General features: G+C 49.7%; 11 protein-coding genes. 2 read left to right on the forward strand and 9 right to left on the reverse strand.

Annotated features, from left to right (window positions below):
- Positions 1-329: 329 nt before the first annotated feature.
- The 7 genes from PsAD13_RS17065 to glmU form a co-directional block, all read right to left on the reverse strand.
- Positions 330-1,937 carry a Tn7-like element transposition protein TnsE gene (locus PsAD13_RS17065; protein WP_063318944.1) on the reverse strand — a complete coding sequence of 536 codons (1,608 nt, stop codon included), beginning with the start codon at positions 1,935-1,937 and terminating at the stop codon, positions 330-332.
- Positions 1,934-3,439, reverse strand: coding sequence for a TnsD family Tn7-like transposition protein (locus PsAD13_RS17070; RefSeq protein ID WP_063318945.1), 1,506 nt, complete (start codon positions 3,437-3,439; stop codon positions 1,934-1,936). Before PsAD13_RS17070 ends, PsAD13_RS17065 begins: the two co-directional genes overlap by 4 nt.
- 1 nt (position 3,440) lies before the next feature.
- The gene (locus PsAD13_RS17075) at positions 3,441-5,096 is read right to left on the reverse strand and encodes an AAA family ATPase (protein WP_063318946.1); all 1,656 of its coding nucleotides are present in this window, start codon (positions 5,094-5,096) and stop codon (positions 3,441-3,443) included.
- Positions 5,096-7,177 carry a DDE-type integrase/transposase/recombinase gene (locus PsAD13_RS17080; protein WP_063318947.1) on the reverse strand — a complete coding sequence of 694 codons (2,082 nt, stop codon included), beginning with the start codon at positions 7,175-7,177 and terminating at the stop codon, positions 5,096-5,098. Before PsAD13_RS17080 ends, PsAD13_RS17075 begins: the two co-directional genes overlap by 1 nt.
- Positions 7,161-7,991: a heteromeric transposase endonuclease subunit TnsA gene (locus PsAD13_RS17085; RefSeq protein WP_063318948.1), complete on the reverse strand. Its 831-nt coding sequence runs from the start codon at positions 7,989-7,991 to the stop codon at positions 7,161-7,163. The genes PsAD13_RS17080 and PsAD13_RS17085 overlap by 17 nt, the downstream gene beginning before the upstream one ends.
- A 142-nt stretch (positions 7,992-8,133) precedes the next feature.
- Positions 8,134-9,960: a glutamine--fructose-6-phosphate transaminase (isomerizing) gene (glmS, locus tag PsAD13_RS17090; RefSeq protein ID WP_063304037.1), complete on the reverse strand. Its 1,827-nt coding sequence runs from the start codon at positions 9,958-9,960 to the stop codon at positions 8,134-8,136.
- Between the two features lie 171 nt (positions 9,961-10,131).
- Entirely contained in the window at positions 10,132-11,490 is a 1,359-nt protein-coding gene (glmU, locus tag PsAD13_RS17095; protein ID WP_063318949.1) for a bifunctional UDP-N-acetylglucosamine diphosphorylase/glucosamine-1-phosphate N-acetyltransferase GlmU, read from the reverse strand.
- Positions 11,491-11,721: 231 nt separating this feature from the next.
- Between glmU and PsAD13_RS17100 the strand changes: the two genes are divergently transcribed.
- The gene (locus tag PsAD13_RS17100; protein WP_208986716.1) at positions 11,722-12,708 is read left to right on the forward strand and encodes a hypothetical protein; all 987 of its coding nucleotides are present in this window, start codon (positions 11,722-11,724) and stop codon (positions 12,706-12,708) included.
- Between the two features lie 96 nt (positions 12,709-12,804).
- Entirely contained in the window at positions 12,805-13,737 is a 933-nt protein-coding gene (locus PsAD13_RS17105) for a DMT family transporter (protein ID WP_275496484.1), read from the forward strand.
- Between the two features lie 79 nt (positions 13,738-13,816).
- Here the strand turns inward: PsAD13_RS17105 and PsAD13_RS17110 are convergent, their stop codons facing one another.
- Together PsAD13_RS17110 and PsAD13_RS17115 are read right to left on the reverse strand one after the other, a co-directional pair.
- Positions 13,817-14,554: a cytochrome c biogenesis CcdA family protein gene (locus PsAD13_RS17110; RefSeq protein ID WP_063289848.1), complete on the reverse strand. Its 738-nt coding sequence runs from the start codon at positions 14,552-14,554 to the stop codon at positions 13,817-13,819.
- A 227-nt stretch (positions 14,555-14,781) separates the two neighbouring features.
- Positions 14,782-15,216 carry a universal stress protein gene (locus PsAD13_RS17115; RefSeq protein ID WP_057462369.1) on the reverse strand — a complete coding sequence of 145 codons (435 nt, stop codon included), beginning with the start codon at positions 15,214-15,216 and terminating at the stop codon, positions 14,782-14,784.
- Positions 15,217-15,245 lie beyond the last annotated feature (29 nt).

A 15,245-nucleotide genomic window follows, 5' to 3' on the forward strand; every position in this document is an offset into this window, starting at 1 on the left:
ACTCCATCCCAGAGCTGCTTTGGGTTCAAAATGCTCCTTATCTTATCGGGCGCCTCACACATAATCATATACTGAGAAGAACTCTCCAGAAAGAGACCGTAGTCTCATCTGCAAAGACTTGCGCAACTCTTAATTGAAGCACCCGAATGGCCGCAGTTGGCCCCAGGATTACTTCTTGCATATAGCAGTGTGACCGTACCTACTGTTTTCGATATCTTAAACTGCTTTTCACTGGAAACGAGCGCCTCAAAAATTCTGGCCTCATCAACCAAGCCAACACAAGGGCGAGGATCATCTTTAACCCCATTAACTTCATTAGTTAGTAGCCGCTAACACAATCGAGAAAAAACTCGATCTGCCCATTTAGCAATTTCATCAGAGGTCAAAGCTCCACTTTTACGAGACTTCTGATGGGAGATCCAAAAATGGTTATTTTCACCAACGAGTTTATCTAAATATTTGTTTGGCCACGATAAGGACCCGCTTAGGAGTCTCTCCTCCAGCTCTTGTATATGCGTCTCAATATCTCGAAGGGATCGTGCCAAAATCACTTTGGTTGACAATGCTTTCTTTGCATCAGAGGTATCAACTTCCAGAAAAAAATATCTCAGCTGGTCTACAGTGACGAGCGCGATTGAAAGGCATCGACGGTTCCCATCGGTTTCAAGGATATGTCTCTTGCACTTTCCTAGCGCCGGAAGCTTTCTAAGTGGGTATTTGTCTACCCTGCAGCCGTACCTGTCTTCCAGCAGCATCAGCATTTCAAAATAGCTCTTAAACTTGTTCAAATATAAGTGGGCATCATCTGTTTGCTCTTTTAGGCTTTCCCATTCGGCGCTGGGTAATGCGCCAAATGGCCCTTGCTCCTCGGTACTCACATTCGTGGAAGCATTTCCTGGTTGGCTGATGTCCTCCCGGCCTCCACCCGCAGGCTTTGACTTCTTCGCAACCCTTGACGTTGCGATCGCCCCTGCAAACTCAAACTCTGTCTTGCTTACATTGAGGGTAATCGGTTTATTCTCCCGGCTACCCTCTGCATTATCATCCACATTGTATTGCATAGGCTCTGGCATTGGTGAAGTAGCCTGTCCTCCCCCTCCTGTTCCATAGCCATTGGCGTAAAACTTGGGACTACAGAATTCGACCTGCTCTGGAATGTTAGCGGGAATATTCTTTACGCCAGTCACCTCGTAGACGAGTAATGTCTGGCTTTCCGGTTCAAAATTACCCTTCACCGTTAAGCTAGCATTCGTCAGCGGTGGCGGCTCAAATTGAAAGGTCCATCGCCGATACTGCCCTATGTCGCGACCGCTGAGTAATTGAGATTGGTTTATGCTTTCATAGGAGTGCCTGGCATCCTTATCCAGTAGCAACCAGGCAAGCATCCTGCGATATCCGGGGTCATTAAACACCTCCACGGGACAATTGCAGGTCTGCAGTACATGGATGGTTGCCGCCTTGTTGAACTCATCATACTCAATGGCAAACTCATTGCTGAGTACATCATGAATCACAGATGAGCGAGCTAAGTACCCGTTATGGAAGAACAGAGCCCGCGCCAGTTCAAATTGCGGAAGGAAAACCTGAATGCCGTCATGCAGTTCAAAGACAAAGCAGTATTGCCGAAGCTCCTTTGGTAAGTGCCGCTCAAGAGCCGGACAGCTTTCCAAGCGATCAACCCGCCACTCATTCGCTCTTTGAATTGTAAAAGTTTTCTCAAGCCTCTGACGATAATTGGCCTTGGTTTGATTAATGAGTGTTTTGCGCACCAGCAAAGGCGCATTTGAAAGCGAAGTTGCGTCAGCCCTGTTTTTACTGCTTGGAAACACACTCAGGTTTACCGCCCACCTAACCCCATCCTTTCGACAAAACAGCTCCCCTATACCGTTGATCCAGGTATTTTCCTCAAACCCCTTGAGATAGGCATTTCCATTCAAATTCTTAGCCCCTCAGTAAGAAAACAACGAGTTGGCTCTGTGAGACGTTCCTCGCTCAACCCTGCCGCCCTCAGAACCTTCCATCGCTTCACTTGTGCACCTTCCTGCTTTAGCCTCAATATGGAGCACCTAACTCGTCTTACCTGGTAGTCAGACACGCTTTCACTATAACGCTCTAGAAAAGCCCGACACTTTGGGAACAACTCCAAGTGCTTCTCAATACTTGCTGCATAGTCGATTTTCTTTAGATACCAGTTCTTTGAGCGCCTTGGCCCAACCAGCTGGCTTTCCAACTGATCGTGCAACTTAACCAAAGCCCGAAGGGTATTGCTATCCCGCTTAGGCCACTCCGCACGCGCCTTCGGCTTAGCCATCGGTTTATGGTACTTCTGATTAACCTTCATCAACCAGTCTTTGTCATGGCGATAGAGCCATGCATAAACACCTCCAAAACCTTTAAGCCTGGCCGGCCTTGCGCCATATTCATCAAGAGCAACAAGCCACTTGCCTCGGTGTGCGTTGATCTTATTCTGATCTTGGGCTGGCAAGCTCTTAACAGGAACCCTCGCTGCTTTGACCCACGCCGCTTCAGTAACAACATCCTTCAACGTCCAACCGGGCTCTAACAAAGCATGAAGAACAGTCAGGTGCTCAAGGTAGCTAAAGGCTTTGCGGTGTTTTCGAAATATGCTTTGTAGCCAACTCTCATCGCCCCTAGCTGGCAAAAGAGCATACTTAGCAAGCCATTCGTCCCCCCAATACTCAATGACCCTTTCTTTGATGCTCTCGTGACGCACCTGCGCTCCTCGTTTGAAATGGTTTTCAGCCGCCAAGTTTTTATAGTAAATCCCCCACTGAGTTAGCACAGGGACGTGTTTCACCCGAAGGTGAAGGAGCTCATCTATACTCAAGGCCATCACAGCGCTTTGCCAACTTTCAGATTGAGCTTTTACCGTCGGGCAAACATCCAGGTCTGCCGCCCTAAACGAATGCCGATGGGTGTCATGACGACAGATTTTTGCATCGGCTAACTTTCCATGTACAAGACAACTATCTACGCCTGCGACTTGCCAAGACCGGTGCCAGAAACACTCTCCATGCTTATTAAATTGCTCGATTACGCAATCAGAGCAATACCGAAGGTATTTCGGCTGCTTGACGCGCGATGCCGCCACGCCAGCGGCAAGATGCACTGAGCTTTTTCTGGTCCCAGTAAGCTCATGGATAAGAGTCTTATGCCGCGCCTTCCCTATGAAAGGCGCATACAGAGGAAAGAGCGTGTGCTTGTAGAGGAGATCCAGCGGCGTAATACCGAGCGTGCTAGGATAAAGCGCTGCTATTTGCTCCAAATGTCCTGGCAGGTCCGAAACTGCAATTATCTTAGTATCACCGAACAGCTCCAACAAGAGCTCTTTGGGTGAAACAATGCCACTATGGACCCCATGCCTTGCAATCGTGCTGTAGATCAGTTCACCGCAATAAGGTAGGGGAAAGCCCAACATGTCATCCCATGCTCTTTAACCAGCTAGAAACGTCGAACAGCTCCTTGCCTGCTGCCAGTTCATCATAAAGACATCCCTTTTCCGCCTGAGAAAACCTGAACCTGAAGTCATCCGATGGCAGTGAATGCCAGTCTGAAAGTCTGACTATCTCAGCTTTAGTTGTTTTCGGTTGTACCGTGGCAGAGTACCAGCCCAGAACGATCTGAACTAAGTCAGGTAAAGAAAGGTTCGGATGTTTCTTGAAGGCACTTGTTATTAAAGGCTGTAGCAACTTTGAATCGCACCCCATTGCCTGCAAAAAAGTAGACAGCTTCTTGGCTTTTTCATTGCCGTTGAATGCGTCTTCACTTTCTCTTTCTTCTTGCCGCTCATCGATTAACTTCCGTAATTCAAGAAGGCGTTTGTCTATCGCAGGCATCTGCAGGTCAGAGTATTTGACAATTGCGTCAGGATCTCCCCTACGCAGTGCGTCTAACATCGGATGCACTGGCTTGAGTTCCTGTTCATAGATTGTACGCAGCAGCTTTACCGTAATCCGCTCCAAGCCCGTGGAAATCGCCCGCAACTGAGCAAGGACGAACAGCTTCACCACGATATCGATCACACCCTGCGACAGTTCAAACCAGCAATTGCGGATTTCTTCACTTAAGACCTCATCGCGTTGAGATAACCATTGGTATCGCCACAGTTTGTCAGTAAAGGCCTGCCATTCTGTCCTTCTCTGCTTTCCTGTATTGGGATCTACTCTGACAGGGCCGCGCTGCATCGGCTCCCAAAACAGGGACCCAAAACCGGCACTGCGCCTGCCTGCCTGCAACTCCATTTCAAATATAGGTCTCGCCTTGGGAGTGCCGACCATAACCACTGGCACACCAACCTTGTTCACCAGCTCAACAAAGAACTCCAGCATAGCTTCCTTGCTGATAGACCTCTTAAGCGTTAGTCGCTGGATTTCATCAATGACCAACACGCCAACAGCCCTTTGCGTTGCAACTTGCCCCATCAGAGAAAGAAGCACTTCTGTACTGTGCCGCTTGCGGGCATACTTTTCCTCATAGGCGGTGCTCAGCGTGCGGTCCACCTCACGGAAAAAATTCAGGCACAAGCTCTTTAAAGAGCCATCAGACGGGCATTCGATCCGAAGGTAAGGCAGCTGAATAAAATTGTATTGCTTGTGGTAGATGACCTGCGGATAAGTTGCCAGAATCCGATTTATCGTCGAGCTTTTGCCGCTCCCTGAGCATCCGATCAGCGAGAAGCATTTCGCCGTGGACTTCGATTGAGCAAACTGAAAGTCATCTGCCGCACCCGACATTATCCTCTGGTAGCCCTCCTGCATCCTCCTGTTCAGAGAGCCATCGGCAATATTGCGCCCTACATAACCACCCCGGATCATAATTGAAATTTTTTCTTCCAATTGCTTATGCATAGACAAAGGCTGAAAGAAATCGTCTAGAAGAGCGCTAATCTGATGAGCACGAATATGCCCCTTTTCGAAACAATCCTGCGGCCTGAAAGCAACCTTTCCAACTAACTTCTTCTTAAGCGTAGAAAGGTCCATGATTGGTGGCAGCGCTTCAATCAATGGATTGTCACGATAGCGTTCCAGGCCCGGATCAACATATACAGCCTCAACAAAGTTTTCCGGCAACGGCATCAGTCATCATCCTCAAACAATTCGTCAATGAAATCAGGATAATCTAGGTCCGCTTCAGGCTGGGCAAGGTGGACTATCTCACCTGACTTACGCTCACTTTCAGCCTCAGGACGATGTGCCTTCTTTGCGCGCTCCCCTGCTTTTTCGTGACGCTTGTTCTCATTGATGGCACGTATCCGCTGCACTTTGGGTTCCGCCGAAGTATCGGGCGCAGACTTCTCAGCATGAGCAATCTTTTCAATCACGAACTCCTCATGCTGGCGTTTCTTGGTTTTTAACTGCACCTTGGCAGTCGCTGCTGTATTCTTCTGCTCATCCCGGGCTTGCCACACATCCCAGAACGAACACCCGCGGAACTCGCGAGAGCGCTCGGAAAGGTTACAGATCCAATACTTGTTACTGCCCTTTTCCGGGAACAGGTAAATCCGGTCTGCGACCAAAGGATCGTAAGCAGCTTCAATGCTCGCTGGACGCTTTACATGAGCGCCGCGATGCGTCCATCCAAGCCGAAGGAACTCCGTTGATGAATAATAGACCCCAAACAAACGGGGCCCAAGCTCTGAAAGAGTTGCTCTTTTTCTCGGCAGTAAGGCTATACGAAGCGCATCTGGGTCAGCCTGATGCAGGCGCCCGGTCCTGTGCTGTAGTCCCCAGTTCCACAGATGGATCGGTGTGGCAGGAAGATCCGTCGGCATGTCAGCCTCCCTGTCGTACTTCTCAAGAACGGCGTATTGATTGTGGCAAAGCACGGACGACAGGATAATCTGAGAAAAATCCCTTACCGACAGCTTAGCATCCAGCCGATAGTCCTTGCCACCGCGTTTCTTAATTGTGCTACCGGATACATGGCCTGGTACAAAGGGACCAAAAGAACTCTGAATTGTTTTGAAGTTTCGTTCAACAATGCCTTTCGCATCACCTCTGTAGGGTGGCGTGTTCTCTATCCTGACAGAGAAATTGCTCTCAAGATTTTCGATCTGGTGCCCAAGCAGTTCGCCCCGGTCGGCTAAGACAGCATCGGGAACACCAACGCTTGGCCAGTCGTTGATGTCAACGTCGAACTCCATTTCCTTGCAGTAGCTTGTCTTTTCGGTTACCGCCATAAAGAGAGCCTGCATCGCCGCAGCATAAGAGGGTGTCTCGAAGCCGATGTAAAAGCCGGCAACCATGCGGCTGAATACATCAACCACCATGTACACCACAGGCCGGCCAACGATATTGCCGCGCTCACTGTCGGATACCAGGTAAATGTCGGCTATGGTCGCATCGATCTCATAGCGGGAACCCGGTCCGAGCACCTGCGTATTGGCGGTGCTGCGTAAAGGTCTGACATCCTTGTTGAACTCAATTGCAGACACCCGTTTCTTCAGTGTATCAGCCTGCTGGTACTCGCGCTTGTAGAAATGCATCATCTGCCAGTTGGACGGCAGTTCTTCTGAGGGGGTATCTGGGAAGTAGTTCAGATACATTTTCTCAAAGCGGCGATGGGCATAAGGAAGTGAGTGTCCCTGATCCTTGAGAAGATAACGATCAATGGCTATGCGGAACAAGCGTTCAGTAAACTCGTCCACCTTGGCGCCAACACCTGGAGTGTATTTGCGTGGACGCCCCAACTTCTTGTCCCTGGCTAGCCTGCGCTGCCCCTTTGCTCCCGAGTTCTTGTAGTCAGGCAACAGAGCATTTGGAACTTGCCCCCGTTGCCAATATCGCCGAGCTAACCTGTAGATAGTTTGTTTGGTAGTTTCGTTACTGGTAAGAATGGTGTTTATGGCAGCGCCCCGGCTTTCCGGGTCATAAAAGTCTGGCAAGTCCAGCAAAGGCTTAATGAGAGCATAGTTGCGATCACGTTTGGTCTTCGCCGTACTTCCCTCTGCCGGATTTAGGAAAGTAAGCTCGCTAAAAGGATCTTGTACCCGATCAAGAACTTCGTCTTCGATGGCAGATCTGAGCTCATCAGTCGATGCAATCTCGGGAAAAGCCGACTTGTCATCTATATCGATCCACACCAAGTGCTCGCCCATCAGCTGCAAAATGCGGTAGCGGCGTTGATCAAAACTCAGCACTTCATTGATTTGAAACAAAATACACCTCCCGGATAAAACCCAGATCTCCTGCTTCCAGCTCTTTCGCCCTGAGCTTAGTGATTGGAACGAAGATGTCGAAGGTGAAGTATCGCTTGGCTAAAAGCTGTCGTATCTCTTGAAGAGACTGGCCAGGTGGCAACTCATAGGCCATGTCCAGGTCCTTACAGATGGAGATTACTGTCTTGTTTGGGTTATTTTTAAAATGATGACCATAGAATTCCATCTGCTCTAGCGTTAGCTCAATACGACCTTCTTCCTCCCGCATTGCCGGGTGGAGCCACTTTATGTTCTTGGTAACGACAGCTGGCACTTCGCGCTCGGTAATAAGGTACCACGGCACACCCTTTGCCTGCCAGTATCGCCGCTCTAACTCTAGTTTTTCAATTGTGCGAGCGTCTTGCAGCGCGTCTTGATACTTCGCCTGTAAGGCAAATCTAGGTGTCTGCTCATCACTCGTGTCCACCAAGAAGTCAGAGGACATATACTGGTCAACGCCAGCTAGATTAGGATGCTTAATTCCGGCTTCGAGCGCGAGCTTGCACGTATCATCTCTTTCAAGGGGGAACTGCTCGCGGATTTGCGTAACTTCACTATGCCATTCAAGCAGCAGGAACACTGAAAGTTCGAGGTCAGACAGCAGGTGATGGGTTCTCTTCGACTTATGACCGAAGACGCGGTGTACTCTCCCAAGAGACGGCAAATCACAAACTGTCAGCCAGGGCTTGTATTCAGAATACTCACCACTGCCCCGTCCCTCTTTGATCATCTTTGCAAACTTGGCGTCAGAAAACGCTTTACTCTTACCTGCCATGAAAAAAACCGCCGGTCACTGCTCGCAAAGCAAGCATAATACCGGCGGCTTCAGTATGCAACTTTATTACTCAGTATGATACTTTATTACTTAGTATGATACTTTATTACTCCCCCACAAAAGCAATAGTTTTTCTGAGCAACTATTCAACCGTAACGGATTTCGCCAGGTTACGTGGCTGGTCCACGTCTGTGCCCATGAAGACAGCGGTGTGGTAGGACAGCATTTGCAGTGGCAGTGCGTAGATGAGTGGTGCAACAATTTCAGGGAGTTCTGGCAGAATGATCATCTGGTCAGCAGCAACACCTGCTGCCTCAGCGCCTTTTTCATCTGTGAACAGAGCAATCTCGCCGCCACGAGCTGCCACTTCCTGCATGTTGGAAACAGTCTTCTCGTAAACACCATCGAACGGGGCAACAACCAGAACCGGCATGTTCTCGTCAATCAGCGCAATCGGGCCGTGCTTTAGCTCGCCTGCTGCGTAGCCTTCTGCATGAATGTAGGAAAGCTCTTTCAGCTTCAAAGCCCCTTCCAGTGCCAACGGGAAGCTCGTGCCACGGCCAAGGAACAGCGCATGGTGCTTCTTGGACATCCACGGTGCCAGCTTTTCGATCTGAGGCTCCAGTTTCAACGCCTGCATCGCGTGTGCAGGTAGCTCAGCAAGAGCACCAACCAGCTCTTTTTCCTGATCTTCACTCAAGTTTCCACGCTGACGGCCAGCAAGAACAGCAAGACTGGCAAGAACAGCCAGCTGACAGGTGAAGGCTTTCGTAGACGCAACGCCAATTTCCGGACCAGCAAAGATCGGAAACACCAGATCAGATTCACGCGCAATCGTGCTCTCAGGCACGTTCACCACTGCGCCGATGGTCATGCCCTGCTCTTTACAGTAGCGCAGCGATGCAAGAGTATCAGCCGTTTCACCAGACTGGGAAATGAACAGCGCCAGATCACCTTCGCCCAGAGGCATTTCGCGATAACGGAACTCCGAAGCGATATCGATGTCTACTGGAAGCCGAGCGTACTTCTCAAACCAATATTTTGCTGTCAGACCAGCGTAATACGCAGTACCGCATGCAGAAATCACAAGCCGATTGATCTTGGAGAAATCAAATTCATTCCCCTCAGGCAGAGTGACTTTACCCTCATTGAATTTCAGGTACTGCGAAATTGCATGACCTAACACTTCTGGCTGCTCATGAATTTCTTTTGCCATGAAGTGACGGTAGTTGCCCTTGTCCATCATGGTAGAACTCACACTGGATGTGTGAACAGCCCGCTCGGCAGCAGCATTGTTTTCATCAAAGATCTGCGCGCCAGCGCGTGTCACAACAACCCAGTCACCCTCTTCAAGATAACTGATGCGGTCAGTAAAAGGAGACAGCGCAATTGCGTCAGAGCCGAGGAACATTTCGCCCTCACCATACCCAACAGCAAGCGGCGAGCCACGGCGTGCGCCAATCATCAGATCATCCTGATCAGCAAACAAAATTGCGAGCGAAAAAGCACCTTTCAGGCGGCCAAGAACGGCAGCAACAGCATCCTGCGGAGACTTACCGCTTTTCACTTCCAGTGAAATGAGATGCGCAACAACTTCAGAATCCGTTTCAGTGGAAAGCTTCACTCCCGCCCTGCGCACCTCTTCGCGCAACTCGAGGAAGTTCTCGATAATACCGTTGTGAACCACCATCACACCATCAGAAGCGTGTGGATGTGCATTCTCAACAGTCGGAGCACCATGCGTCGCCCAACGGGTGTGGCCAATGCCACTCACACCGCCAAGAGGGTTGCCTTCCAGCACAGCTTCCAGATTGCGCAGTTTCCCTTTCGCACGGCGGCGAACCAACTCACCATTTTGAACAGTTGCAATACCAGCAGAGTCATATCCGCGATACTCAAGCCGTTTCAGCGCATCTACCAGCAATGGTGCAACAGGTGTCTGCCCCAAAATTCCGACAATACCGCACATATATGTTCTCCTTGAATTCCCACCTCGCAACTGGTGCGAGCATCAACTTTAGGCCAAGTCTTTAGCTCGATGCTTCTATGCGAGGGAAATCAATCCGTGTTTCGTTTCGTTACAGCTTGAGGATAATTGAGTAAGCACACCGCCAACCTCAGCAATGTGCATCAATATTACTCAGCCCTTTCTTGAAGCTTTAGCCGCGGCAAGCTTTTCACGCATTACAGCAGCACGGCCTTCTTTGTTGACCTGCTGGCCTCGGCCAATCGCCAGTGCATCCGCTGGCACATCAAAGGTCACCACAGATCCGGCAGCAACAAAGGCGCCATCACCCAGCTTAACCGGGGCAACAAGCACGCTGTCTGAGCCAACAAAACTGCCTGCACCGATATCTGTGTGATGTTTCAGATAGCCATCATAATTACAGGTGATTGTACCCGCTCCAATGTTGGACTTCGCACCGATACGCGCATCACCAATGTAGGAAAGATGATTGACCTTTGCACCAGCCTCAACCTTTGCATTCTTGATCTCAACAAAGTTGCCAATATGAGCCCCCTCGCCAATCTCAGCACCTGGACGCAGCCGGGCATAAGGACCAACAGTCGCATCAGCACTCACACGCGCATTCTCCAGATGAGAAAACGCACGGATACGAGCTCCGCCATCAACATGTACACCCGGGCCAAACACCACATTCGGCTCCACAATAACATCCGGCTCAATCTCAGTATCAAATGAGAAATAGACGGTCTCTGGTGCGCGCAATGTCACACCGTTTTCCATGAAAGTTTCGCGTTGGACCTGCTGGAACACAGCTTCACAGGAGGCAAGTTGAGCTCGGTTATTGATGCCCTGAACTTCTTTTTCATCACCAAGTTCAGAAACAACCTTCATACCTTTGTTGCGCGCAACCTCAACGGCATCCGTCAGATAATATTCACCCTTGGCATTGTCGTTTTTGATTTCAGCAATCAAATCAGGCAGAGCCTTGCCCTTGAACGCCATGATACCCGCATTGCAAAGAGTGACTCTGCGTTCCTCATCTGTTGCTTCTTTTTCTTCGCGGATCGCAACAAGTTCGCCATCACTTTCAAGCAAGCGACCATAGCCGAATGGGTTCTCAGCTTCAAAGCCGAGCACAACAACATCCGCCCCGCCAGACAAGCGCTCGCGCAAACGGTGCAGCGTGTCAGCCTTCACAAGCGGTGTATCTCCAAAAAGAACAAGAACATGATCGGAGGCGTTGTTATAAGCCTCCTCGGCAGCTTTCACAGCATGCGCAGTGCCCAGTCGGTCAACCTGAACATGACAGGTCGCGTGTGGAGCGCGCAGGGCGACATGCTCTTCCAGCTTGGCCATCTCAGGGCCGACCACAACAGCGACTTTATCAGCACCAGCATGCATAACGGAATTCAGGACGTGTCCGACAAGTGGCAACCCGCCAATTTCGTGCATCACCTTTGGCAAGGCCGAACGCATACGCGTTCCTAATCCAGCAGCCAGAACAATTGCCAAACAAGAACTATTGGACATGCAAACCCCTTGGGAACCTAGAATTACAAACTGACAGGCAAATTGCACGAGTGCTTTGGCATTTCAAAGAACATCGCAGTGCTTTCACCAAGAAAATCAGCGCACCCATTAGAAGTAGCAGATAGTGTTTAATACATCTTTTTCAGATTGCATTTGCACTTTGTTAACCATAAAAAACCAAGCTAATACATATAGTTAGGATTAGATTCGAATACGAGGCGACTGGAAGCTTTGAGACTTCCTCATAAAATCAACGAGTTACGACAGGAACCGAAAGTACTGCGAGAACGCATAACTGTTCTTGCATGGGGTATTGCTGCGCTCTCGTTTGTCGCCCTCGCCGCATCCGCAGTGCAGATGCCTGGCAAATTTGCCTCCCAACAAGCACTTTATTCGCAGATCACACTCCCTCTCCCCGCTCCTGGGCCGGTTACGACAACCGCCTCTATTGGCAGTCAAACAGCGCAAAACGCGTTCCAAGTGTATGAAAATACCCGCGGAAACGAATCACAACAGAACCTGCAAAACTCAAAAGAATTGCATGCTGTAAGGGAAGAAATCATATCTTTACGCCGTTCTGTGCTGCGTCTCACAGAGCAAAACCGCAGGCTATCAAGTCATGTTAAGGCGCTTGATGAAGCTGCGATGCACAAAACATCAGAGGCTGAAATGCCCACCGCATCAGCCAAAACCTCGGTAAAGCCGAAGCAAAAACCGGCGACCCCAATAGAAACCCTGCCAGCACCTGAACTCTTGCAAGATTCAGCACCAATCACCCAAACAGTTCCTCTGCCAGAACTCAAGCTCTCCGAAGTCGGTACACGTGCCGCCATCGCTTTACCAAAAGCTTCTAATCCAGAGACAGTCGCCTCCATTCCTGAGAAGGCATCCGCTCTCGATCTGCCTGAGTTTCAAAAAACACCGGCAGCAGGCAAGCTTCGCCAGTCGGGAACTCGAAGAATTCTTCGCACGTCCTTTGCCATTGAACTGGGCAATTTCGAAGATGCAAACTCACTGGAAAGCAAGTGGCAAAGTCTGAGGGAAAACAATCCTCTCCTGCTCGGAAATCTGAAGAAACGCGTTTCCGCTGCAAAAGTAGACGGCGCTACAAAATACACGCTGACAGCCGGCTCGTTTTACAACGCTGCAGACACCGCTGTTGTGTGCGCAAGACTGGCGCGAGAAAAAGTCAATTGCTTGCCAACCATTTTCCAATAAGTTGCTTTCATCTTTTAGCACCTGAGCATTGAGGCGCTTGTCAGCAAAGACGTGAGCGTTTCTTCGTGCCTTGCAGATCTTTTCGGAATACCACGCGTGTCTCATTCATCTTCGAGCTCAAATTGGGCCTCAACATACGCCCTGTTGTTTCTCATGCCCATTTTCATGAGCTCCAACATAATAATTGCCAAACCAGCCATCGCTCATACAGAGCCGTGGACCCTTGCTTTTTTTAGATGGGGCCTTGCTTCACTTATTCTTCTGCCGTTCACATATCGTGAGCTCAAAGCCAACATGCCGCTGATCCGCAAAAACCTGAAGCTCCTCAGCTTCATGGCATTCCTCGCAATGTGGATCTGCGGAGCTATTGTCTATCTGGCACTAAAAGAAACATCGGCGACCAACGGAACATTGATTTACTCAGCTGCCCCTGCCCTTATCCTGGCGCTTGAATGGCTCTTCAGAGGACGAGCAGTAGCCATAAGGGAGTTTGCCGGGATCTCACTCGCCATCATCGGTGTCTTTGTGATTGTGACCAAAGGCTCGCTCGGCAACCTGCTCAACTTGCAACTTAACAGCGGCGACTTGTTGTTTGCTCTGTGTACACTGAGTTGGGCAATTTACTCCGTACTCATCAAGAAAAGCCAGTTACAAGCAATCTCTACAGCTCCTTTGTTTGCAATTCTCGCCATTCTTGGAACCATCATCCTAGCGCCATTTGCAGTCGCTGAAATGGCTATCACAGCCTCGATGCCGGATACAGGTGAAGTCTGGATGTCTATCGCAGGCGTCGCACTAATCGCTTCAGTGGCCTCTTTCCTGACTTACCAGTTCAGCATCCGACTGGTTGGACCATCGATCGCTGGCATGTTCATGTACCTGATGACACCATATGGTGTCGGCATGGCAGTCCTGTTTTTGGGAGAGCAACTCCAAGTGTTCCATTATCTGGGCTTCATCCCAATCATGGCAGGGCTTTTGCTGGCAACCTTGCCAGCAAGCTTATTCCGGCGAAAAGCCAGCGCTTAGAAACTAAAGCAATACAACAAGCACAAAAAAAAGCAGGCCTTAGAGCCTGCTTTTTTCATCTCAAAATCTGGAGCGTCCATTAGCCGATCTGCGAAAAGACCGGGAAGGTTTCGAGTAACCAGAAGGAAAATGCCTGAATGTAACCGGTCAGGAAACCAACACCGGTGAGCACGAGAAACGCACCCATCACCTTTTCAACCATCCCCATGTGCTTACGAAAGCGTGCCATAAAGCCCATAAACGGCCCTGCGAACATCGCAGCAATCATGAACGGCACCCCAATACCCAGTGCATAGGCAGCGAGCAGAATAACACCCTGATTAACCGAGGCCTGCGTACCGGCAATCAAGAGAATACTTGCCAGAACAGGGCCGATACACGGTGTCCAGCCAAAACCAAAAGCAAGCCCCATCAGATAAGCACCACCAAAACCACCCGGCTGACGATCAATCTGCACACGCGCTTCGCGGTAAAGGAACCCAATTTTAAAGGCGCCAAGAAAATGTAGGCCCATAATAATGATCATGCCGCCAGCAAAATAGGCAAGATACTGCGAATACTGCAGAACAAACTGACCAAGGAATGAAGCACTTGCACCAAGCAACACAAACACGGTTGAGAAACCGGCAACGAAACACATCGCGGCAACCATAACCCGATTGCTTTGTGCTGCGCTCTTATCTTCGCTCGTCACCTCTTCGATGGATAAACCAGCAATATACCCAAGATAAGGTGGCACCAGCGGCAATACGCAGGGAGAAACAAAAGACAAAATGCCTGCGAAAAAAGCGCCCCAAAGGGTGATGTCTTGCAACATATAGCTATCCTAATTCCACTTGGAATGCATCCACATGACCTGACGTTTGCACGCACGGAAGCGTGACGACATCATAGTCCATCAATAGATCACCAAGGCTTATATATACAATTTTGCTGAAAGTTGGATGTGTTTCGTCAAACAGGCAAGAAAATCTGCGACACATTTTGGTGAACGGTAGGTAAGAACAGCTACCTACCGTCGACCACAAATATCAACTGTGACCTTTAGTTGTCACGTACAACCAGAACAGACTGGTTGGCATGGCGCACGACACGCGCCGCATTTGGTCCAAGCAGGAAGTCTTTCAGCTCAGGACGATGCGAGGACAAAACAATCAGATCAGTGCCCAGCTTATCCGCTGCGCTTGTGATCTCTTCATAGATCGTTCCGTGGGCAATATGCCCTTTCACATCCAGCTCCTCATCAGGAAGCTGCGTATCAAGAAACTCTTCAAGAGCCTCACGCGTACGCTCCAAAGCCTCAGTTTCAAACTCGCGAGCGAAATAACCACCAACGATAGATTTGCCAAAGTCCGGCAGAACCGTCACCACATGAAGCTGAGCTTTGTAATGACGAGCCAGATCAACAGCCACGGGAAGCGCAGTTTTCCAGCTGCTTTCTTCGTTCAAATCCAAAGGCAGCAAGATATTGGAGTACATTTCCCAACTCCTCAAAAATTATAGTTTTA

The sequence above is a fragment of the Pseudovibrio sp. Ad13 genome (assembly GCF_001623225.1).
GTDB lineage: Bacteria > Pseudomonadota > Alphaproteobacteria > Rhizobiales > Stappiaceae > Pseudovibrio.